19 protein-coding genes are annotated in these 23,091 nt (G+C 42.5%); 3 read left to right on the top strand and 16 right to left on the bottom strand.

From position 1 onward, the window contains the following. Positions 1 to 43 precede the first annotated feature (43 nt). The 16 genes from AACU32_RS34200 to AACU32_RS34125 all read right to left on the bottom strand — a co-directional run bounded on the left by AACU32_RS34200 (position 44) and on the right by AACU32_RS34125 (position 17,918). On the bottom strand, positions 44 to 1,420 hold the full coding sequence (locus AACU32_RS34200; protein ID WP_096608305.1) for a cytochrome P450: 1,377 nt from the start codon (positions 1,418 to 1,420) through the stop codon (positions 44 to 46). A gap of 30 nt (positions 1,421 to 1,450) precedes the next feature. Further along, the gene (locus tag AACU32_RS34195; RefSeq protein WP_096606568.1) at positions 1,451 to 2,080 is read right to left on the bottom strand and encodes a Coq4 family protein; all 630 of its coding nucleotides are present in this window, start codon (positions 2,078 to 2,080) and stop codon (positions 1,451 to 1,453) included. An 84-nt stretch (positions 2,081 to 2,164) separates the two neighbouring features. Further along, positions 2,165 to 2,590, bottom strand: coding sequence for a VOC family protein (locus AACU32_RS34190; protein WP_096606566.1), 426 nt, complete (start codon positions 2,588 to 2,590; stop codon positions 2,165 to 2,167). A gap of 658 nt (positions 2,591 to 3,248) precedes the next feature. After that, complete coding sequence (locus AACU32_RS34185; protein WP_096606564.1) at positions 3,249 to 4,262, bottom strand: HNH endonuclease; 1,014 nt, start codon at positions 4,260 to 4,262, stop codon at positions 3,249 to 3,251. Positions 4,263 to 4,893: 631 nt separating this feature from the next. Beyond that, positions 4,894 to 5,079, bottom strand: a complete 186-nt coding sequence (locus AACU32_RS34180) for a GNAT family N-acetyltransferase (protein WP_339378726.1) — start codon at positions 5,077 to 5,079, stop codon at positions 4,894 to 4,896. Further along, positions 5,040 to 5,288 carry a hypothetical protein gene (locus tag AACU32_RS34175; RefSeq protein ID WP_339378518.1) on the bottom strand — a complete coding sequence of 83 codons (249 nt, stop codon included), beginning with the start codon at positions 5,286 to 5,288 and terminating at the stop codon, positions 5,040 to 5,042. The genes AACU32_RS34180 and AACU32_RS34175 overlap by 40 nt, the downstream gene beginning before the upstream one ends. A 57-nt stretch (positions 5,289 to 5,345) precedes the next feature. Continuing rightward, positions 5,346 to 6,047: an NADH-quinone oxidoreductase subunit NuoB gene (nuoB, locus tag AACU32_RS34170; protein WP_096608304.1), complete on the bottom strand. Its 702-nt coding sequence runs from the start codon at positions 6,045 to 6,047 to the stop codon at positions 5,346 to 5,348. 287 nt (positions 6,048 to 6,334) lie between these two features. After that, entirely contained in the window at positions 6,335 to 11,764 is a 5,430-nt protein-coding gene (locus AACU32_RS34165; protein WP_096608303.1) for an NHLP family bacteriocin export ABC transporter peptidase/permease/ATPase subunit, read from the bottom strand. Between the two features lie 191 nt (positions 11,765 to 11,955). Beyond that, positions 11,956 to 13,395 (bottom strand): NHLP bacteriocin system secretion protein, encoded by a 1,440-nt coding sequence (locus AACU32_RS34160; protein ID WP_096606562.1) that lies wholly within the window; start codon positions 13,393 to 13,395, stop codon positions 11,956 to 11,958. 688 nt (positions 13,396 to 14,083) lie between these two features. Further along, the gene (locus AACU32_RS34155) at positions 14,084 to 14,305 is read right to left on the bottom strand and encodes a hypothetical protein (protein ID WP_339378517.1); all 222 of its coding nucleotides are present in this window, start codon (positions 14,303 to 14,305) and stop codon (positions 14,084 to 14,086) included. A gap of 510 nt (positions 14,306 to 14,815) precedes the next feature. Further along, a complete protein-coding gene (locus AACU32_RS34150) occupies positions 14,816 to 15,103 on the bottom strand; it encodes a hypothetical protein (protein ID WP_096606558.1) in 288 nt (95 codons plus the stop codon). A 57-nt stretch (positions 15,104 to 15,160) separates the two neighbouring features. Beyond that, a complete protein-coding gene (locus AACU32_RS34145) occupies positions 15,161 to 15,439 on the bottom strand; it encodes a hypothetical protein (RefSeq protein ID WP_096606556.1) in 279 nt (92 codons plus the stop codon). A 67-nt stretch (positions 15,440 to 15,506) separates the two neighbouring features. Continuing rightward, complete coding sequence (locus AACU32_RS34140; RefSeq protein ID WP_096606554.1) at positions 15,507 to 15,773, bottom strand: hypothetical protein; 267 nt, start codon at positions 15,771 to 15,773, stop codon at positions 15,507 to 15,509. 58 nt (positions 15,774 to 15,831) lie between these two features. Then, positions 15,832 to 16,113 carry a hypothetical protein gene (locus AACU32_RS34135; protein ID WP_096606552.1) on the bottom strand — a complete coding sequence of 94 codons (282 nt, stop codon included), beginning with the start codon at positions 16,111 to 16,113 and terminating at the stop codon, positions 15,832 to 15,834. A gap of 570 nt (positions 16,114 to 16,683) precedes the next feature. After that, entirely contained in the window at positions 16,684 to 16,968 is a 285-nt protein-coding gene (locus AACU32_RS34130; RefSeq protein WP_096606550.1) for a hypothetical protein, read from the bottom strand. A gap of 737 nt (positions 16,969 to 17,705) precedes the next feature. Beyond that, a complete protein-coding gene (locus AACU32_RS34125; protein ID WP_339378516.1) occupies positions 17,706 to 17,918 on the bottom strand; it encodes a hypothetical protein in 213 nt (70 codons plus the stop codon). A 1,241-nt stretch (positions 17,919 to 19,159) separates the two neighbouring features. Between AACU32_RS34125 and AACU32_RS34120 the strand changes: the two genes are divergently transcribed. The 3 genes from AACU32_RS34120 to AACU32_RS34110 all read left to right on the top strand — a co-directional run bounded on the left by AACU32_RS34120 (position 19,160) and on the right by AACU32_RS34110 (position 23,091). Beyond that, complete coding sequence (locus AACU32_RS34120; RefSeq protein ID WP_096606546.1) at positions 19,160 to 20,428, top strand: HlyD family secretion protein; 1,269 nt, start codon at positions 19,160 to 19,162, stop codon at positions 20,426 to 20,428. Positions 20,429 to 20,479: 51 nt separating this feature from the next. Beyond that, positions 20,480 to 20,923, top strand: coding sequence for a hypothetical protein (locus AACU32_RS34115; protein ID WP_339378515.1), 444 nt, complete (start codon positions 20,480 to 20,482; stop codon positions 20,921 to 20,923). A gap of 164 nt (positions 20,924 to 21,087) precedes the next feature. Beyond that, on the top strand, positions 21,088 to 23,091 hold the full coding sequence (locus AACU32_RS34110; protein WP_096606544.1) for an ATP-binding cassette domain-containing protein: 2,004 nt from the start codon (positions 21,088 to 21,090) through the stop codon (positions 23,089 to 23,091).

The following is a 23,091-nucleotide window of genomic DNA, read 5'->3' as shown; positions in this document are numbered from 1 at the left end:
CACACTCCCCACACTCTGCCCCCCCTCCCCCTGCCCCGAATCCCTATCTCTTTACCGCTAACCGCACACCCCCAGGCGGTGCAAATACAATACCGCGCCGGACAGGTTTGAGGGGAACTTTATCCAGCAATTCTAGTGAGTAGCGCGATAGGATAGTTGCGAGTACGAGTTTCATTTCAAACATGGCAAAGGCTGCGCCAATACAGCGACGATTACTACCGCCAAAGGGTATAAATTCATAGGGAGAAAATTGCCGTTCTAGGAAACGTTCTGGTCGAAAACGTTTAGGTTCGGGATAGATATCAGGACGCTGGTGAGTTAAATAAGTGCAGATTGACAGGTACATTCCTTTTGGTAAATCGTAGCCCATCAATTGCATATCAGTGCGCAGAATTCGTGGTAAACAAAAGAAAACAACGGGGTAAATCCGCAGTGTTTCGCAACAGACCGCATTTAAATATGGTAATTGCGCGATCGCCATTGGATCAGCATTGGCCATATCAATGGAATTGAGTTCCCAAAGCAATTTTTCGCGGACTTCCGGGACATAGTGAATCCAATATAAAGCCCAAGCCAGAGCGATCGCAGTGGTTTCATGACCTGCAAATAACATGGTCATCAATTCATCGCGTAACTCTACATCAGTCATTGGCTGACCTGCTTCATCATGCGCAGACATTAACAAGCTGAGGATATCTTCAGCGTCAGTTTTACCTTGTTCTCGACGTTTATTAATTTCTTGGTAAAGCAGTTGATCGAGTAGCTGTCTGCGCCGGACAAATTTTCCCCAAGGACTCCAAGCGCCTAAATCCTTTTGTAGAGATTTGAAAAACAGTAAAGTCGCACTCAACGGAGAATTAAAAGTATTCAACATCTCAATTAATATCTGCTTGATTTGTTGATAACGCTCTCCTTCTTTTAGTCCAAAAACAGCCCGTAAAATCACTTGCAAAGAAATATCCTGCATACTGGAACGAGCGACAAAAGGTTGACCAATCACCCACTGGCTAGTTACCTGCTCTGTAATTTCACGGATAATTTGACCGTAAGCCCGCATCCGTTCACCGTGCAAGGGAGGCATTAAAAGCTTACGCTGTTGCATGTGGCGATCGCCATCTAATAAAGTTAGTGAGTTTGCTCCCAGTAATGGTTGCAGAATTTTGCTTCCTGAACCTGATTCAAACAGCTTGGAATCAGCCGTAAAAATTTCCTGAATAGCTTGGGGATTACTAATAATTAATTGCGGGGGAAAAGCACTAAATTCACTATAAAAAATATCTCCATAGCGCCGTTGTAAATTTTCTAAATTTTCTACTGGTTGTAAAACTATTTTGAATGTTTGCAACCATTTGGACTCTTGGAAACCGTTTGGCAGTTTAGCGACAGTTGTTTTGGCAGATTTTTCGAGAATTTTAATCATTGGTTGCATCCAAATATTTAATCACAGCATTTAGCTGAAAAAATGTGAAATAGAAGAAATTTGCTTTAATCCTAAGCGCTGTCTCACCTCATTAATTGGTTCTGCCCAATGCTCCTCAAAGCGATAGCCTAGAAGAAAATCAGCTTGATTACCTAATTCAATTCCTGTTTTTAGGTTAACAAAAATTGCTTTGATTTGTTGGGGAGCTAAAAGCGGATAGAGCAATTTGGCTAACCACAAACTAATTTTGAGTGCATAACTGTAATTTTGGGCAGCAGCAACAGCAAGAACGCCAATTTCTCCAGCATAGCTGGTATCAAAACCCAGCAAAACATGAAAAATATCATGGGTGACGACATAGCGCAAAGCAAAGGCATTACGTTTAGCTACATCATCAAGCTCTGGACTGATATTCAATGGCTGGAGATGATTTCTATGCATGTGTTCAGCATATTCTCGCCCAAAAGAACCTGGGGGATATTGGCTTAATTTTTCTAAATCAATTGGGGGATAATATCCGACTACCGATCGCAATTTATCAGCCACATCTGGAGTAACTTTTGCACCCAGTAAATCAGACTTGAGAATCGCAAAGTCGCCTAAATTGCCGGAATTTTTGGCAGCTAAAAGAGTTCTGAATTGTTGCAGTTGTTTTAACATAGTAGAATCACCATTTTTGGGTGATGCGATCGCACCTCAACTTGCAATCGTTAAAAATAGCGATCGCCAATTTAAAATTGTCAATTACTCGTGATGCAGAGCTTGCTCAACTGTGAAAGTCACCTCTTGACCATAGGAAACCTCAAGGGTATGACCATCAGGATCGCGCAGAAAAGCCCAGTAACCGACCGGCGCACCCCAGTCATGGGGCCCATCTATCAACACACCTTCTGAGCGCGCCTGATTGCAGAGACGATCCACTTCCTCACGAGTTTTACAAGCCACCCCTAGATGAGATGCAGGTGCAAGTGTGCATTTTAATTCAGCAACTTGAATTAACACAATCACAAATGGTCGAGTTAAATCGCTAATCCAAGCAACATCTACGTGCTTCGTTTTATCGGTGCGACGATGTACTACTTGCATAGCCGCATACTTTGTATAAAACGAGATGCTTTGATCTATGTCGCTTACCCCAAGTGCAACATGAGTAAAACCAAGATCCGACATCAACGGTTTCCTTTTTTAAAATAAACAATATCTTTCAGATTAAGATATTGCACATTAGCACAAGGATGGAATAGCAAGTGCGATCGCGCAATTCTTCTACAAGTTCACATTACTTCTCAGAAGTTGCAACGATCCCAAAGGTCTACTTTACAGGCTGCTCCTCTGTGTTCAGCGTGCATAACTTAGGGACATCCAATTTTTTAAATACCCAATAAGTTTGTAGCGCGTGCGCGTAGCGTGTCCGTAAAGCCTGCGGCATAGCTACGCTTAGGGCACAGCTTCCCGCAGGGAAGGACAAACGTCTCGCTCGATGAATGAACATCAGCGAGCAAGATGCTCGCACTACGGAATATGGCTAATTTATTTCTTGTAAATCGCTTATACCGATTCTCTGTGACATCTCTCCGACCTAAAAGGACGGAGCTTCTAAATTTCACAACTTAGATTTTTCTGGTTACTTGAATTGACAAGAATTTCACCCATAAACTTGCACTTAAATAGTTAAACCACATCTATTTTGAGAACCATAGTTTTAAAAGTAGTGGGAGCATCTTGCTCCCTGTTGTTCTTAGTGGGAGCATCTTGCTCCCTGCTGTTCGTAGTGGGAGCATCTTGCTCCCTGCTGCTAGAGAAAGTAGTAGCGTGGGCTTTCTGTCACTCAAGTAGAAGCAGAACCACCGAACGCACCCTTGTAAGCCTCAGCAGCTTCCATGCCAAAACCGCCGGCTTGGGTGTGGCGAAGTAGCGATTGGATAATCGGCATAGCAATGCTTATACCTAATAAGGAATTGAATCCGGCAACAACCACTGGTGCTGACAATATGACTGCAAACTCTGGGAATAACGCCAACACAGCTACTAAAACCAGAAAAACAATTGGTGTAGCAATACCTGCTGCTTTTGCTGTTGATAAAATTAAATTTTTATATTCTTCAACAGTAATGTCACCCCGATAAAGATCCAAGGAGTATGAAATTGCTGTCACTATCACCTGGGTGAGAATAGCAGTTCCCGTTGCCGTAATGCCAAGTTTAGCAATTGTTCCAGAATTGCTGACAATAGAATCTACGGCATTGTAAACCCGAATATAGAACTGCTCCCCAACAGTCATAACTTTCGCACCGCGACGGAGATTGTCAACACCTATTTCCCAAAGGATATTGTCAGCACCATTTGAGCCACCTTGAGAGCGGGGAATAATATGACTACCATGTTTATCACTGAGAAATTGACGAATAGTCCTTTCGCTACCTCCCAGCTTTGATGTGCCAGGAATTTTCTCAAAAAGCTTGATAACATCTGCATCAGAGCGAGGAGAATCGCCAACTCTTAGACCAGCACGATACCTCAACCTATTTGCAATCTTGGGCATTTCTGCCGCTAATTCTGTAGCTGTTGCAGGCAAGTTTTTCAGAGCATCAGCTATCACCAGACTAGAGGTAGTAGCCCCAATAGCAACTCCTTCCAATGCTTGAAAACCTTGCTGTGCTGCTGTAGTTGATAATCCTTGTAAATCTTTGACTACATTAATACTTGAAGTGGTAATTTCTACAGTAGTATTCTTAATTCCATCAACCACCTCATCTACACCGTTGGCTGTATTAGTTACCACTTCTTGAACTTTATCTCTAACCTGAGATGCTAACCTTTGTGCTTGGTTGATGAAATCCATATTTTAAGCTGTTTTTATGCATGAGTATATAATCCAGCTTATCTGTTGACTCCTGAGAAGCACAAGAACATTAATCACCAACTTCTTGCCAAAATTTTTAAAGATATAGTGAAGAAGAATTGTGAGGAGTAGGTTCGGCATTGCCCAAGCTACAAATACTCATTCGGTGTTAGCAGATCAAATAATACCAATTTGAAAAAAGAATGTGACAAATGGGTAGGGGCACAGCAGTGCTGTGCCCTCCGAATGAGTTATCTGTCGCAAACATTTTTTGAATCGGTATAAAGCGTCTTGAAACTTGCAATTTCGGGTTTTGAACTTGAAGTTTCCTGTTCCGAATTCGGAGTTTTGTGTTCCGAACTCGGAGTTTTGTGTTCTGAACTCGAAATTTCCTGTTTTGAACTCGGAGTTTTGTGTTCTGAACTCGGAATTTCCTGTTCCGAACTCGGAATTTCCTGTTCCGAACTCGAAGTTTTCTGTTTTGAACTTGGAGTTTTGTGTTCTGAACTCGGAATTTTGTGTTCCGAACGCGAAGTTTCCTGTTTTTAACTCGGAATTTTGCGTTCCAAACTCAAATAATCTTCATCGTAGCCTCGTTAATTGCAATGACAACAAGAAACGAGTCCCTAACTTACTCAATTAAGTCGATTGCAAAATGATAAGCTCTGATTTCTAAACGCTGTTTGAAGTAAAAACGGTGAGCCGCGAAACGCTGAACCCCGGAGTCGAGGTGTAACTGTTGGCAAGCATGAGCTTTGGCATAGTCTAAGAGCCAATTTAAGAGATTTGTACCATAACCTTGAGAGCGTTCGCGAATGCGTTGGCGAAGCCATCGCTTTCTCGAGTGACTAAATCATCCACATACAGAAACTTACCGCTAGATAAGGACTCACCGATTCTAAATCCTGCTACAGCCTTGATGCTCGCCTCATCTTCCAGATAAGCTAGTTGAAAACCTTGCTGCTCTTGTCTTCTAATCCGAGTGACAAACTCGCTAGCGACGAGATGGGGACGAAGCGCTTGCATGATTGCAAAACAACGCTCAATTTCTACATCCGACTTTGCAAGGCTAATATGAGTCATTTAGTCTGGGTTAACTTCAGAATTATGAGTTTCTGGCAATACTAAAAATAATTCTAACCCTGGAGCGGTAGCAAGTTCTGCTGGTGGAACTTCTCTTGTTGAACTTCTGAGATATTGTCCATCGTTGACAGGCTCTACAGACTTCATGCGGTGAGTAATACTGTAATAGCGGTGAATTTGTTGATTTTGCTGCCGTTCTTGAATGCTTTCATTACCAATTTTCTTGCGCAATTTGATAATTGCATCGATGACAGCTTCCGGTCTGGGCGGACATCCTGGTATATAAATATCAACTGGAATTAATTTATCTACACCTCGCACTGCGCTAGGAGAATCGACACTAAACATTCCCCCTGTAATCGTACAAGCTCCCATCGCAATCACATATTTAGGTTCTGGCATTTGTTCATAAAGCCGCACTAAGTTAGGAGCATACTTCATAGTAATTGTCCCGGCCGTGATTAATAGATCTGCTTGTCGCGGAGTCGCCCTGGGAATCATCCCATATCGTTCTAAGTCGAAGCGAGACGCATAAGCAGCCATGAATTCCATGAAGCAGCAGGCTGTACCAAACATCAATGGATACAGACTGGACATTTTCACCCAGTTGTACATGTCATCTACTGTGGTGAGAATAATGTTTTCTGATAATTGTTGCGTAATTTCCGCGCGCTCAACGGGATTGATAATTGAACTTGTCATGAGTTGAGTTCCCCAATAAATCTTTGTAGAGCAATTAATCACTACATCATTGCTAACTAAAATTTCTGATGACTTTCCAAACTGCGCACTTCGACTTCGCTCAGTGCTAGCACTTCGGCGGCGCAAAAGTCGAGCGGTGATTGCTGAGCGAAGTCGTTGGCGTAGCGTCTCGCAGAGAAGCAAGTCCAGATTCAGGACATTCTTTCCGGTTCTCCATCATCTGATACATGTGTACACTGGGAGCGATCGCAGAAGTTTTCGTTATCTACTATCTTCCCAATACCCAGTTAAAGCAACTGTTGCATCATGAGTTGTGCAAATAGCCCTGATTGATTTGCTAGTTCCACGAAACTACCTTGCTGTACTACTTTGCCACTTGCAAGTACATAAATTCGGTCAGCGTTTTGAATAGTACTGAGGCGATGGGCGATCGCAATCCTTGTTACCTTTAACTGTTGTAAACTTTCACTAACAATTGCCTGGGTTCTGTTATCTAAAGCGCTAGTCGCCTCATCAAATAGCAAAATCCGGGGTTTCAACACCAACGCCCTAGCAATCAACAGCCGTTGTCGTTGTCCACCAGAAAGATTACTACCTCCCTCACTAACGATTGTATGCATCTGCATTGGCATGGCCGCAATTTCATCGGCAAAACCTGCCATTTGCGCTGCTTCCCAAGCTTCGTCCATCGTAATCAACGCACCACTGGCAATATTGTCAAAAATCGAGGCTGACATTAACCGACTATTTTGCAGTACCACACCCAATTGACGGCGTACAGCATGGACATCCACAGAAGCTAAGTCTTGTCCATCGTAATAAATCGTGCCAGATTTCGGGAATTCAAACCCCAATAGTAACCTCAATAAAGTTGATTTACCGCTACCAGAAGGCCCAACAATGGCAATAAATTCTCCCGGTTCAGCACGAATGTTGACATTATCCAGTATCAAGGGGCCATCATCACGATAGCGGAAAGTTACACGGTCTATAAGTAATTTGCCCATTAGCCTACCCGGATCTGCTTGAGCGGAACTAATTTCCGGTTCAGCTTGCAAAATTGGTTGCGCCCGTTGCCACAAGGGTAAGACTTGTAAAATTTCCACAACTGTGCTGCTTAAGCTAGTGGCTCCGTTAATAAATGTGCCAAAAGCAACGTTGAATGCTAAGAAAGTACCAGTAGATAAACCACCACCTCCAGGAGTTTGGGACTGGACAATTAAGCTAGTAGCAAACCAGAAGATAGCGGCAGTTGTGATCGCAGGTAATACTTGATTGATTACCGCAACACTGTCTTCAATGCCTTGGGTACTTAGCATTAATTTCAGTTGATGGGTATACTGTTTACCCCAGTAGCCAAAGGCGCGGGTTTCAGCTTTGGCGACTCGGAGTTTGGTAACTCCATTAATTAACTGCACCATCACGCCAAAGATTTGTCCTTGTAACTCTAGTAATGGGCGAACTTTACGGACAATCAGAGTACCAGAGATGATAGTGACGGCAATATTCACCAGTGCCACGACACAAGCTATTAAAGCTAAGTAAACATTGTAGTAAAATAACAATCCCAGATTCAGCAAGGAGAACAAACTTGAGAAAATTGTTTTTAAGACTGTGTTACCCAGTCGCTGGCGAATTTGAGTAATAGCCGTGACTCGAGAATCCAAGTCACCAATTGAGAAAGAGCGAAAAAAGGAAGCCTTCAAGTTTAACAATCGATCCCATACGGCGGCTTGGGTAGAGGAATCGGCAAAAGTTTCCAACCTAATGGTGGCAAACCCAAGGGCTAGTTGAAACAGCATTCCGCCAAAGGCAGCAGCTACCAAAGCAACAGCAATTTGACTCAACAAGCCTCGATTAGCATCTGGGATAGCTTTGTCGATGAGGATAGCTGTAGCTTGAGGTGTTAGCATTCCTAACAAGCTGGTGATCATTCCCATTACTAAAACTACAATTAGTTCTTTGTGATGTCCTTGGAGAGCAAACTGAAGTAAATCAAAAGTTTTCAGCTTTTTATCGGGTAAAGGTCGATAGAATACGTAGGCAGTCTTAGCTAGAGCCGCTGCTATGCGGGCATCGACAGAAATAGGCGTTGGTTCCCCAGGAACGTAGAGTTTGTAATGAGTATCAGAAACTGGTAATAATGCCACTGGCATTTTATCCGCAAGGATGAATGCCAACATTGCACCGCAATCCTTTTGCCACCAGTTGTCCCGCAACTGAATTCGGCGCACGCGGATACGCGAAGCACGAGCGATCGCTTCCACAGGATCTTGTACTCGTGATAAATCTTCTGAGGCACCTGGGGGACTAATCTTAATTCCTAATGCTCTTCCCACAGCACCAGCCGCAATTAGTAAGGCTTGGTTTGGGTCAGTTGCATCAAGATTACTACTTAATCCTAGATTATTTAGCCCGTCTGACTTTGGCTGTGGCAATACAGATGCTAATTCTGTTAACGTCTCTTGCATCACTTGGCTCTCAAGACGTTCCCTGGCTTGAAATCTTAGTAATTCTGCATCCATTTCCTGCCGTTGCAGCAGATTAACGCAGTTGAGGAAGTAGGTTTGTAGTTGGGACAAACCACTCAGCAAGGAATTGATCTCTTCAATGTCTGCGGTGTTAACACTGTTCAACTCTACAGTGTTATCTGCTTGTAACCACATGTTTGCACCTAAAGGCATCATTCCACAGGCAGAATTTAACAGCAGATCGTCAAATCCCATCCATCTAGCATGTCCTTCGAGAATTCGCACCCAGCATATTTTATGCGGCTGGAAAATTTGGTTTTTGACTAAGGAGAAATGGCCGATTTCTGGCAGCGATGTTGGTGTTGTGGGCGTAGTAATACCTGCAAGTACCGAACCTAATTGCGAAATCCAGCGTTCTATCAGAGTTACTACTTCTTGATGAGCTTCAGCAAACAACTGGTAAAAGTCTGCTTTCGATACTTTGAGAATTTCCGTATCTTCCAGTGATACTGCTAAAATCTCTTGCTGCTTGCCTATGTTACTGGGTGCGATCGCAAATATTGCCTGTCCGGCGGTGCTACTAAATAAATAGCGGCGAGTGCCTTCGGGAATGCCATCATTAACTGCGATCGCAAATAGTGCCAAGTAACCAGATTTCACTAGCCAAATTGACTCCGGATCGTCTAGCAATAGCGAATCATTGCATTGAAAACGATAGTGTTGTCCTTTGAGATTTGAGAAGGACAAGAGGGATGAGGGGGATGTGGTTCGACTCCCTTCGACTGCGCTCAGGGCAAGTCGCTCACCAACCGGGGACAAGGGGGACAAGGAAGACAAGGGGGACAAGGGAGTAATTTCTTCGGCTACCTCCCCTGCTTCCTGGTCACTGAGCGTAGTCGAAGTGCTGCCTTCTGCCTCCTCCCCTGCTTCCTCACTGCGAATTAATTGTAAATACGGCCCTTCAACTTGCCGCAATTGTTTATGGCTTCCCCGTTGGACTATCTTACCGCGATCGAGGACAATAATTTCATCACAATCTCGGATGGTTGAGAGGCGATGCGCCACAATGATGCAAGTGCAACCGCGTAACCGCAGATTACGAGTGACGTTCTTTTCTGTTTCGGCATCTAGGGCGCTGGTGGCTTCATCCATAATCAGGATACTGGGATTATTTACCAAAGCACGGGCAATTTCTAGCCGCTGTCGCTGACCACCACTCAAATTGGTAGCACCTTCTAAAAGGTCAGCATGATAGCCTCCAGGCAGTGAAAGGATGACATCGTGAAGCGCTGCGTCTTGACAAGCTCGGACGAGTTGACTGTCAGGTATGGTAGTATCCCAAAGCGTTAAGTTATCTTTGACACTACCAGCAAATAACAAAATCTCTTGCTCGACAACAGAAATAGAATTGGCTAGTACCTGGCGAGAAATTTGCTGTCTTGGTTCGCCGTCGAAGAGAATTTCTCCCTGCCACGGTTCGTACAGCCCACATAAAAGTTTGGCAATGGTAGACTTACCTGAACCACTCCCACCCACCAAAGCCACTCGCTGCCCTGGTTTGAGCGAAAGACTAAAATTTTCAATCAACGGCGGGGCAATTTGACTATAACCAAATGTTACATTGTGTAATTCAACATAACCCTGGAGTTTGGGTAAAGGGTAGGGAGATGAGGGAGATGAAAGGGATGAGGGAGACAAGAGAGATAAATAAGTATTTTCTTCGTCTGCTGGCGCTGAGCGAAGTCGTTCGCGGAGCGTCTCGCAGAGAAGCGCTCCCCTGCGATCGCTGAGCGAAGTCGAAGCGCTACCCTGTTCTAACTGCGGATCGATGGGGTTACGCAACACATCATCAAGGCGGTTTAGATTACCTTCCATCTCTTGGAGTTGGCTTCCTAGGCTGATAAGATTACTTACTGGAGCGAAAAATCTTTGCATCATGCCGAGAAAGGCTATTAACATGCCGATGCTCAAGGCACCATCCATGACTCGCAGACCACCTACAGCTAAAAGCAGCATGGAAGCGATCGCTGACAGAAAAGTTGGTAAAACACTGATTGTCTGGTTTGTTTCTTCTAATTCTTGCTGGGTGTTGATGGCTTTGGCATAGTGTCCCCCCCAACGGGAGAAGAAATCTGACTCTAACCCAGAGGCTTTGATTGTCTCCATACTTTGAAGACCAGAAATTTCTACGCCGCGAACTTTTCCTTCTTCTTGAATAAGTTTAATATTGGCATCTACGCGCCGCCCTCTCACCCACTGCAAGGCGGTAAGGTTGATAATGACGAAGGCGATCGCTATTACAGTTAGTACAACATCATATTGCAACATCACTATTACATAGAGAAATACTGATGCTGCGGCAATTACTGTAGTCGCTAACTCACCGGAAAGCATACCAGCGATGCTGTCGTTAAGTTCCATGCGGCTACTGATTTCTCCTGCATACCGCTGATCGTAAAAACTAACGGGTAGGCGTAAAATGTGCCACAGATACCGACTCTTCATGCCTACGGACAATTTAATTTTCATTTGACGCAAAAACTGCAACTGTAGCAGCGTCAAAAATCCGCTGAGTCCGGCGGTGAAGATCATGCCTAAAATTAGCGGACGCAACCACTCATAACGACGCTCAATTAAGATGTTGTCTACAAATACTTGGGAAAATGCAGGTATTGCCAGTCCCGGAATTACTAACAAAAATCCTGCCAGCACGCAGTAAATTAATGCGCCCAGAGAACCCCGCAGCCGTGTCCACAAACCTAAGATTGTGCTGGGCTTGCGTCCGCCGCGTTGAAATTCTGGAGTCGGTTCTAGAAATAGTACCACACCAGTGTAAGCACCGCTGAATTCTTCTAAAGAGACGCTGCGCCTTCCCGTAGCCGGGTCATTGAGATAAACTCGCTGTTTGTGGAATCCTTCTACTACTAAAAAATGGTTAAAGTTCCAAAATACAATGTAGGGAGATTTTAACTGCAACAAGCCAGCTAAGTTGGTTTTAAAGCTTTTAGCGCTGAGTTTATATTTTCTGGCAGCTTTCAAGATATTTAAGGCACTAACACCATCCCGGGAAACACCGCAAGCTTGTCTCAGTTCCGTCAGTGGGACAATGCGATTGTAATAACCGAGAATAATTCCTAAAGCAGCAGCACCACATTCTACTACCTCCATTTGTAGCAGAGTCGGAGTGCGACACCGCTTGTTTTTCGGCGCTCGCCTGAATATATTTTGCAGATTTCGCCAGAACATAAAAATATTTTTAAAACTTGGACTTTGGCTGAATTTTATTGATATATAAGTTATTGTTGGTAGGCGTGTAGGCGTAGCCCAACTTAAGCATCGCGTTGAATGAATGTCAGTTGGTAATTGGTAATCGGTAATCGGTAATTTTTCCTCCTGTGCTTCCTCTGCTTCCCCTGCTCTCTTCCTCCTCATCCTCGTCACGAAATGCCACTCCAGGATCTGAGAATCGGCAAGACAAAAGTAATCGGGGCGCGTTCTTCCACAGTGACTTGTACTGAGGTGGTAGTTCCAGAAGTGACTTTCATCTGTGGCCCTTGGGAAGAAGACCATTTGTACTTGCTGAAGGTGGAAGAGTCTGGTTGCAGTCGCGCGGTAATTAGCATCTGTGGCCCTTGTGACATCAAAGCTTCTACGAATTGGGAATTGCCGACTACACTTAATGCACCTTCTTTAGTCACGGGAAAAGCTGAGACTTCTGTGACAGTCCCCATGATGCCACCAAAGCGTTCGCGTTGCACTGTACTCGGTGTAACTTGTAACTTCATCCCTGGTTGAATTTGCTTACCTTCGCCAACGGGAAAAAATGCCAAGCTCACAGGTTGAGCCGATCGCTGTTGTGCGGCGATCGTTCCTATGGGTGTACCTTGTAAAACAACTTGTCCTGGAGTTGCGGAAATTTCTAAAATCCGCCCGGAGAAACTGCTCTTGATGAAGCGGTTGTTCGATAGTTGCAGTCCTAATTGCACAATGTTGCGCTGGACTTCCTGAATTTCTTTTTTGCGGTTGGTTACAGTTTCTAAATCTTGTTGCGCCGCCGTCGCTTCTTTACTATCTAGTTGTTTTAACTGAGCTTGCAAATCTTTAATTGAGTTCAAGTTCTCTATGTATTGTCGTTGTGCATCTGCTTCCTTGACATCAAGTTGCTTGAGTTGGGATTCGGCTTCATTAATTTGTCTGACAGCATTTAAGTAGTCTTGCTGTGACTGTAAGACTGTATCGCCAGAAATTGCTCCTTCTTTTAATAGCTCTTGGCGCTTATCCCATCTCTGCTTAAAAGTGGGTAAAAGCTCCCGCAGTGCTTGTAAGCTTTGGATTTGGCTGGCGCGATCGCGTTGAATTGAGTCCAGCCCTTTTTCTTTTAAAATCGGGGTGAGCTTCTGTACCGCCCGGATATTTTGCTCTAATGATTGGCGTTGCTCTTGAATGGCTTTTTTGTCTGCGTTTTGGCGCTGTAGTTGCACTAAGCCAGCAGCGCGATCTTCTGCTTGTAGTTGCTCTAATTTAGAGCGTACTAGTTCTAGCTGTTTCATCTGTTCGTTTTGGTCTAGGGTCGCCAGCACATCTCCTCTATTTACATAAGTGCCAACCCGGACGTTGATTGTTCGTAATCTGCCCGCGATCGGTGACTGGAATGAGGTAACTGTACTCGGATTGACTATTATTCCAGTACCCGTCACCGTAATTGGGATTCGACCTAAAAAACTCCAAGTCAGCCCCGTTGCTACTAACGAACCAACAGCAACTAGAGGTAGCCACTTTTTTGGGCTGACTACCTGCATAATTTGATCTAATTCTTCAGGCGAAGAAGCACGCTCTAAAGCTTCTTTGCGGAACAGGTCGCTTTTTTCCTTAACCACCGAACACCGTCCCAATCTCTATGGGAATGAAAACAAAATACACTTTTGACTCACTACAATATTGCTGCAAACACTGGGATTTGCAGCCTAAATAGAAAATAAGCAAGACAATTGTTTGCTTATTTGATAGTATTAATACCCGAAAATAGTAGTTAAAATATCATAACATTTTCTGAGAATTTGGAAAATTAGAAATTAAATATTTTTTAATTTTTATTGTTTTAGACATGAATTGAATTTTCAGCAAAGAAGCCTTTACTGATAACTCAGGAGAAATATAACCAACTGTTCACAGCCTTTAAAAAAAGGGTGTAAAGGTTTAGAGAAAAGACTTTTACTTAAGAGTTTGTTTTTTTAGTGGTTTGTTGTGTTTTTAAGCACGTTTAGATCCACTCAAGTTCCCCTTTTCAAGGGGGTAAACTGGACTCAAACTCCCCTTTTTGACAAGGATTTAGGGGTGTATACCACGTTTTGCTAACGATAGCAAGACTTTTCAAACAGTCCTCTAAAATTAAATAATCAATCCCGCCTACACCTTTACACTCTAGTCTAAAATAGACCTGACAGAACTTGTGAAAAGTCTACTTAGCCGTAAGCGTTGCTTTCTATCATTTTTTCTTTGTTTAGATGTCAGGTTAACTGATATCTCAACACTGAATTAATGATAGTCTGAACAATGTGCAATTTACTACAGCTTAATCTTCAAATTAATCAGGCCAAGAACATTTAGTTTGAGCGAAACAAGACTCTGGCCTTTTGAGCGGAGAAAGTCTGGTAGCTCAGGTAGTTCTGGTAGGTCAGGAAGTTTTGGTGGTTCCCAAGAACTTCCGCCTACGAGGGCGACTGTTTTTTCATCATCCAACTCTGTGAGAACTGCAACCTCTTCTTGTTCAAGAGTGATGTTAGACATAACAAATCCTTCCGTCATCAAAATGAGTCTGTTCTAGTGAAACTTTTTCAGTCACTTAACCAAAAATTACAGTAACTGCCGTTAAGGTAAAGATTCTGTAATCTTGATACAAAAACATTGACGGGTAGGTAAGAACTAAGGGATGATAATGGTTGGTCGCTTACCTTTGACCTGCCACATTATCCGGCTTACACCCGCCAATGTTCTTATAACGTTGTCGTAAGTTGTGATACCAAAAATAGTCAGACCACTATGTAATAAGATGTCTGTACACTTATTCGTAAGGGTTGTTTGTAGTCCTTTGTCAGTTGTTCGCAGCAATTGGCGAAGGATTACTGCTTTATAAGCGTCTTAACGAAATATTGTGTAAATTGCATACTTATTTGCTTTGTGCTGTTTTGATTTGTAGTAATGATACAAATCATGATGAAGAAATTTTTGGTAATACAAACCGTTAAAGTGACTTTTGTTGAGGTGATAATTCAAGGCAGAGCGTACTAGAGAGAAAACCTAGTAACTGTAACCACCGAAAGTTATTACCTTGTTTTTGCTGTTATTAATTGTGCTGTCTGAGTTTTGCTTAACAACAGCATCTCCACCACCAATTGCAACTGCGTTACCAATTTGAGTGGTTACGATTACGTTGGTACCTTTGACTTTAACACCAACCTTAGTCTTGCTACTGACATCTGGACTTTCGTAGTATCCGTAGCTTCCGCCGACAATTTCACTGATTTCTTCATCAGCTAACTCGCTCATAACTACGAGTGTTTCTTGTTCAAGTGTTACAACTGACATAAAGTTTCCTTCCTTTGTTCAAGCGATCAATTAAGCAGAGCGTACTAGAGAGAAAACCTAGTAACCGTAAGGGCCCCAAATCTTCACATTGTTTTTGCTGTTATTAATTTCACTATATGAGTTTTGAGAAACAATAGCATTTCCGCCACCATTTGCAAATGCGTTACCAACTTGAGTGGTTACGTTTGCGTTTTGAGCTTTGACTCCAGTGTCAACGCTAGTCTTGGGCTTGAAAGATGTAAATGCGTATCCGCCGCCGACAATTTCACTGATTTCTTCATCAGCCAACTCGCTCATAACTACGAGTGTTTCTTGTTCAAGTGTTACAACTGACATAAAGTTTCCTTCCTTTGTTCAAGCGATAAATTAAGACAGAGCGTACTAGAGAGATTATTGAGTGACTCTAACCGAAAATTTTCACCCAGTTTTTGCTGTTATTAATTTCGCTATATGAGTTTTGCTTAACAACAGCATTTCCGCCACCATTTGCAAATGCGTTACCAACTTGAGTGGTTACGTTTGCGTTTTGAGCTTTGACTCCAGTGTCAACGCTAGTCTTGGGCTTGAAAGATGTAAATTCGTATCCGCCGCCGACAATTTCACTGATTTCTTCATCAGCCAACTCGCTCATAACTACGAGTGTTTCTTGTTCAAGTGTTACAACTGACATAAAATTTCCTTCCTTTGTTGAAGCTATAAATTAAGGCAGAGCGTACTAGAGAGATAATTTAGTGACCGTAACCACCGAAAATTTTCACCCAGTTTTTGCTGTTGTTAATTTCGCTATATGAATCTTGCTTAACAACAGCATCTCCGCCACCATTTGCAAATGCGTTACCAACTTGAGTGGTTACGTTTGCGTTTTGAGCTTTGACTCCATTTTCAACGCTAGTCTTGGGCTTGAAAATAGATGTAAAATCGTATCCACCGCCAACAATTTCACTGATTTCTTCATCAGCTAATTCGCTCATAACTACGAGTGTTTCTTGTTCAAGTGTTACAAATGACATAAAATTTCCTTCCTTGTACAAAATGGCTTTGGAATAGTGAAGTTTTTCTTTTGCTTAACCAAACTAATTGCCAATAACAAAAATTATTAGATTCTTAAATATCTAACGATATTTGTTATTAACCCTGCCGTTAAACAATATTTATGCAATGAGTTTAACGACGTTTGTTTTGATTGCTTTGTTTGAATTTCACTATATTTAAATAATACATTCTTTTAAACAAAAAAATATGAAGTAATGATGAAGTTAATATATTGTATTTTTAAAGTCTAGGTTTTTAAGGATTATAAAACGTTGGCGTTATTTCAATCTACTAAAAGTAGTAATTTTGGGAATTTTGCAATAGTTTTATAAACTCTTGAGACGTTAAAAATCGATGTTTAAAGTAGACGGGATACCTAAAAATGAAATTTTGAAAAAGTGACTACAAGTATTACAGAACATAGGGTAGAGGCGACGTAAAACATACTAAATTTTTCATAAAAAAATCCCCAACTTCTTTATAAGTCGGGGATACCTACTTTCACTTGAATACACAAACTATAAATTTAAGTTGAATTGCTGTGAATGCTAAATAGGTGAAGTCTCCACTGATGCTATGCTTTGCGCTACTCCATTTAAAATCGTTGTTTTTTGAATTTTGCGTGTTCTTGTCTTATTTTTCAAATCCACAATTTCTTGAGTAGAGTCTACAATGCTAGAGTTAGTTCCATCAGTTGAAGTCGTATTTACCTCTGAAGTATAGGAAGAAACAACTCCTCCCACTATTCCCTTTAATTCACCATCTATCAGTTCCTCGACAGTAACTTTTTGATTACGGATGGATTTGAAACTCACTTGATTTACCTTAGCCATAATTTTCCTCAAAAATTATCCAAACGGTTTGCATTTGCGATGTCTTCACCAGTAATAGTTTCTTTAATAGCTTTTCAAAAGTTAATCCAAAAGATTCTGCCTTTTCTACTTACCCAACTTTCAGCTATTTTCAGTTTTCAATTTTTTAAAGTTTCCGATTGGTCTTACTCATGTTTCTCGATACATAAGTTTAAGACTACGATTTTTAACGAAATAACATAGGCTACTATGCTTTGCATTTCGCTCAAAGTGAACTATTAATAAGCTCTGTAAAAATCTTAGCTACATGCTTAGCAGATGACTGTTGAAGTTGGCAGCATCATGCATCTTTATTACGGCACTGAAGCACTAAAATCTCAAATTCTCAATCTCAATTCCAATTTGAGACTTCCGGCATAAATAGGTTATGAACACAGGAGTGTCATGAGAAATTTCAGAAGTCGGAATATTCCGACTTCTGGTTACAATAGCAGATAGATAATGAGGAGTGTTTAATTAGGGTAACACTAAGTATTATTTGAGCGACAACGAAGATTAATTTGTAGTACTATCTTCGGTTAACAAACTTTTATCAAAACAATAACCTTTGCAGGCTAATAGTTTTATAGTAGCTGTTTCCCTGTTTTTATTTACATCTCAAGAATTACCTTGAGTTTATGATATTGCTTCGCTCAAATAACCTCATATCTTAGAAATCGCATTTTTTAAACTTGACTTCGTCGGATTTGGCAGATTGATTATTGTTTTGGTCCTAAAAGCGCTCCTAGTGCCGGCAAAGCGTATCCCAAAACTCCTTCAACAATTGCGGTCACACCGAAGACTGTCCCAAGTGCTGGGCCGGTTATATCGGTAAGTCCTCCTCCTACTACTCCGTCTAATTCTTCCTCGTTAATTTCCTCAACAATAATTTCTTGGTTTTTGATGTTTGTCAAATCATTATTGTTAGCCATAATTGCCTCCAGAAAGTGTATAGGTGTTTTCGCCTTGGCTGTAATAATAAATAACAAATTATTAAAAAGCTTGTCAACGGTTTATATAAAAGCTCCCACCTTTCCCACCTTTCCCACTTTTCCTACTTTTTGGAATCTAATATTTTAATTTTTCTTGTAACGTTTTTACTCTGATTATAAGGTATTACTTTACTACTAAAGTAAGATGTCTTATCTAAAATTTTGTTTACTTAGTCGGTATGCTTTGAGTTTCTGTGTAAGACAATAAGTCTACGGATATATTTCTGTAGAATTTACTAACACAACGCATAGAATAAAAAATCTAGCTTATATCCAAAGGCAGATTTTTAAATTGACATCGGCAATTTGGTATTGTTTTGCAGCTACAAAGCACCACAATATCTGGCTTTGATGCAGCAATCGGCACAAGGTTTGTAATTCCCACCAACCTCACTACCAAACTTGTATGTTAATCAGGCTATTCTTTCTGTGTTCCATGTATCTCTGCGAGCTTTACAACCCTGGACACTGAAAGAACAGATTGGAGTTTTGGCGCTTGAGTCCAATACACACGTAAGGGCACGGCAGTGCCCTTACGTGTCAACTTAACGCGAAACCCTTGCCAAGACTTGATAAGCAAATTCTCTCACTTAAAATCAAGATCCGCGTTACCCCACCCCGGCTTTGCTGACGCAAAACCTCCCCTCCCCGTAAACGGGGAGGGGATTGAGGGGTGGGGTAAAACGCTTGTGGGATAAGCCTTTTAACTTAAGTTGACACCAATGGGCAGTGCCGTGCCCCTACACGCTAGGATATATAGCATTCCTATTTGATTTGTGAAAATCGAGATGCTCAGATCCCGGACTTCTCAAAGAAGTCCGGGATCTAATTTTTCACAAATGATTTAGGACTGTTATAGTTTTGTATTGCATCCAAACCAGAAGCGCTATATTCACGGCAAAAATGGGATGCTCCCCTTTTTAGGCTTGAGGTTTGTCTTGTACCTAAGTTTCTTAAGATTGAGTGTTAGCGATCGCATCACCTAATCTGGCGTATAAGTTCCTAGCCAGAATTCAACAAGCCCTCAAAACTTCTGCGATCATTTAAATATTGCTATGCCTGAGATATCCGGGTTGTGTAAGGCATAGCCGACATACTATAACCTATGTACTCAGGCTTAATCTCCTGGGCAAGCACAATTATAATTTTCAGTTTGATTTACTTTCAAACCCCGAAAAAATATGGTTCAGCCACTCTCCCCACCCCAAGAACCTTTTGATACCACAGCATCAGATCAAGCTAAACGCAGACTCTCGCCGCGTTTACTAATTCCATTAGGCTTATTACTCACAGGTATTGGGATTTTCACATCGTATGTGATCTCATCTCGTTCCGCAGTTAATACACTGCATGTTAGCGGTCGCATTGAAGGTTATGAAACTGATATTGGCGCTAAAGTAGCAGGACGCATCGCCTCTGTAGCAGTGCGCGAAGGCGATGAAGTTCACAAAGGACAAGTAATTGTCCAGCTAGATGACGCAGAGATTCAAGCTCAACTTAAAGGCGCATCTGCTCGTGTCGATGGAATGCAACAACAACAAGAACAAGCAAGATTACAAATTAATCTTTTAGAAAGCCAAATTCGCGAGAATCAACTGACCTTAAAACAGTCGATGGGAGATGCGCAAGGTCGGATTTTTCAGGCTGAATCATCAGTAGCTTCCAGCCAAGCTCAGCTAAATCAAGCGATCGCTCAGGTGGAACAAGCCAAATCTGAGTTGAAACTAGCGCAAATGAATCGCGATCGCTACACTAAATTGGTAAATCAAGGGGCTGTTGCTAAACAACAATTTGACCAAGCTCAAACAAACTGGGAAAGTGCATTAGCTAATCTCAACTCACGCCAAGCAGCAGTAAATTCTTTTCGCAAATTAGTCAATTCTGCTCAAGGACAATTAACACAAGCTCAAAGTGTCGGATTAAATCCCGCCATCCGCAGCACTCAACTCTCAGGTTTAAACACCCAATTAGCTCAAACTCGCTTGAAACTAGCCGCAGCACAGGCTGATGTCGCCAATGCTAAAGCCTCTTTGCAAGAAATGAAAGCGAAAATTGCCGACCTCAATGTAACTAGTCCCATTAACGGGGTAGTTATCAGCCGCAGTGTCGAACCTGGTGCAGTTGTTACCACCGGCAAAACTTTGCTCACAGTCATTGATCCGAGTAAAGTTTATCTACGTGCTTTTATCCCCCAAGGTAATATTGGTAAAGTTCGCATCGGTCAAGAAGCTAAGATCTTTTTAGATTCAGCACCCCAACAACCCCTAAGTGCCAAAATTGCTGCAATTGATACCCAAGCATCTTTTACACCTGAGAATATTTATTTCCAACAAGACCGAGTTAAACAAGTTTTTGGTGTGAAAATCACCATCGACAACCCAGCCGGATTAGCCAAGCCGGGAATGCCAGCGGATGCCGAGATTAATATTACACCAGAGATGGGGAAGTAGGGATTGGGGAGCAGGGGAGCAGGGGAGGACAAAAGTTGTGATGAAGTGAGGATGTCGTTTGAGTATTTGAGCTTGGAAGTTGAGCCTTTGAAGCTGGAGGTTGAGCCTTTGAGCCTGGAAGTTGCGGCTTTGAGCTTGGAAGTTGAGCCTTTGAAGCTGGAGGTTGAGCCTTTGAGCCTGGAAGTTGCGGCTTTGAGCTTGGAAGTTGAGCCTTTGAGCCTGGAAGTTGCGGCTTTGAGCTTGGAAGTTGCGGCTTTTTGCTTGGAAGTTGCGGCTTTTTGCTTGGAAGTTGCGGCTTTTTGCTTGGAAGTTGCGGCTTTGAAACTAAAATTTCCAGCTGATACCGATTCAATCCATGATTTTATGTCATGGATCGTCGTAATGGGCGGGGAAACCCATTGGTGTCAACTTAACGTGAAACCCTTATCAAGACTTGATGAGCAAATTCTCTCACTTAAAATCAAGATCCGCGTTACCCCACCCCGGCTTTGCTGACGCAAAACCTCCCCTCCCCGTAAACGGGGAGGGGATTGAGGGGTGGGGTAAAACGCTTGTGGGATAAGCCTTTTAACTTAAGTTGACACCAATGGGGGAAACCCCGCCCCTACAAATGACCATTGACCATTGACCATTGACAAATGACAAATGACAACTGACAAATGACAAATACCGTAATTCAAGTGGAGGCTTTACATAAACGTTACGGTAAATTAGTTGCCGTGAAGGGAATTGATTTTACCGTGAAGCAGGGAGAAATTTTTGGCTTAATCGGCCCTGATGGTGCGGGAAAAACTACGACATTCCACATTTTAGGGGGGGTGATGGAAGCGTCAGGGGGGAATATCCAGATTTTAGGTAAACCTCCCCGTGATGCGCGTTTATCTATTGGTTACTTGACACAGCAATTTTCTCTTTATCTTGACCTGAGCATTGATGAAAATCTCCGCTATAGTGCGGGGTTACGTGAAGTTACTGAGAATACTTTTGTTCAGCGTCGCCATAAATACTTGCGATTGATGAGCTTGGAAAAATTTGGCGATCGCTTGGCTGGTCGTCTCTCCGGTGGAATGAAGCAGAAGTTGGCTTTGTGCTGTGCGTTGATTTCCCAACCGGAAATTTTGTTGTTGGATGAACCGACGACAGGTGTTGATCCGGTATCGCGACGGGAATTTTGGGATGTCCTAGCGGCGATCGCAGCTGAGGGAGTAACAGTAGTTGTGGCGACACCTTATTTAGATGAAGCCGAAAGATGCGATCGCATTGCTTTAATGTACGCAGGAGAAATTCACCAAATTGGTACTCTTTCCCAGTTACGCGAAAGTTTAGGTTTACAACGTCTAGAAGTTCGCACCAATAGTATTGAAGCAGCCGAGCGAGTCTTACAAGATGCAACAAATAATACACAATCATCAATTGTCGATGTGCAAACTTTTGGCGATAGATTAGATGTATTGGTAAAAGATGCTGTAGTAGCTACCGCCACAGTTAAGAAAATTTTTGCCCAACAGCAACTACAACTTAATAATATCCAAACAGCCGATGCAACTCTAGAAAACGTATTTGTTACCCGCCTACGTGCATCGGGAAATGACCCAGAATTTATTTCTTTTCCCCGTTCTCGACAGCAGCAACCTAACCCCCTAACCCCCTTCCCTAGTAGGGAAGGGGGAAATGATCTCCCCTCCCCTCATAGGGGAGGGGTTGGGGGAGAGGTCGCTATTGGTGCAAATAAATTAAGAAAGGTGTTTGGTGATTTCTCAGCAGTTAAAGGTGTAGATTTAGAAATTCACTATGGGGAAATTTATGGGTTACTCGGAGCCAATGGTGCAGGTAAGACAACTACAATTAAAATTCTTTGCGGATTACTAGAACCAACATCAGGAAAAATCACCTTAGCGGGACAAACTCAAAATCTGCGTAGCAGCGCTTTGCGAAAACGCATTGGTTACATGAGTCAAAAATTCACACTCTACGATGATTTAACTATTATCCAGAATTTAGAATTTTACTGTGGCGTTTACGGTGTGGCGAGACAATTACGGCGCAGCAAAATTGACTGGGTATTAGCGACTTGTGGCTTAATTGGTAGAGAAAATATGCTCACCGGACAACTTCCCGGAGGCTGGAAACAAAGAGTAGCCTTTGGTGCTTCCGTAATGCACGAACCAGAGATATTATTTCTCGATGAACCGACATCAGGAGTAGATCCTTTAGCACGCCGTCAATTTTGGCGATTAATTAATGAGTTTGCCAGATCGGGAACAGCAGTGCTAGTGACAACCCATTATTTAGAAGAAGCGGAACAATGTAACCGTATGGGGTTTATGGTAGCAGGGGAAATGGTAGTTCAAGGTTCGCCCAGTGAAATTAAAGCCGCTCAACCCGGACAGTTGATAGAAATAGTGACAGATAAAACTCAAGATGCGTCTAATTTACTGAAAACCCAGTTAGCTGCGTGGCGAGTATCAATTTTTGGTGATCGCCTACACCTAGTCCTCGACCATCCCAACGCAGATATCCCCCATATTCGCTCAATTTTACAAACAAATCAGATAAATCTGCACTCCCTACGTCCCATCCCCTTCTCCCTCGAAGATGCATTCATTGGTATAGTCCAACGCACGGAGGAAGGACAGGGGGGACAAATGACAACTGACCACTGA

Origin of the sequence: Calothrix sp. NIES-2100, from assembly GCF_963875285.1 — a bacterium.
GTDB lineage: Bacteria > Cyanobacteriota > Cyanobacteriia > Cyanobacteriales > Nostocaceae > Aulosira.
The sequence above is the reverse complement of the archived record's forward strand: the minus strand, read 5'-3'. Positions and strand labels throughout refer to the sequence as shown.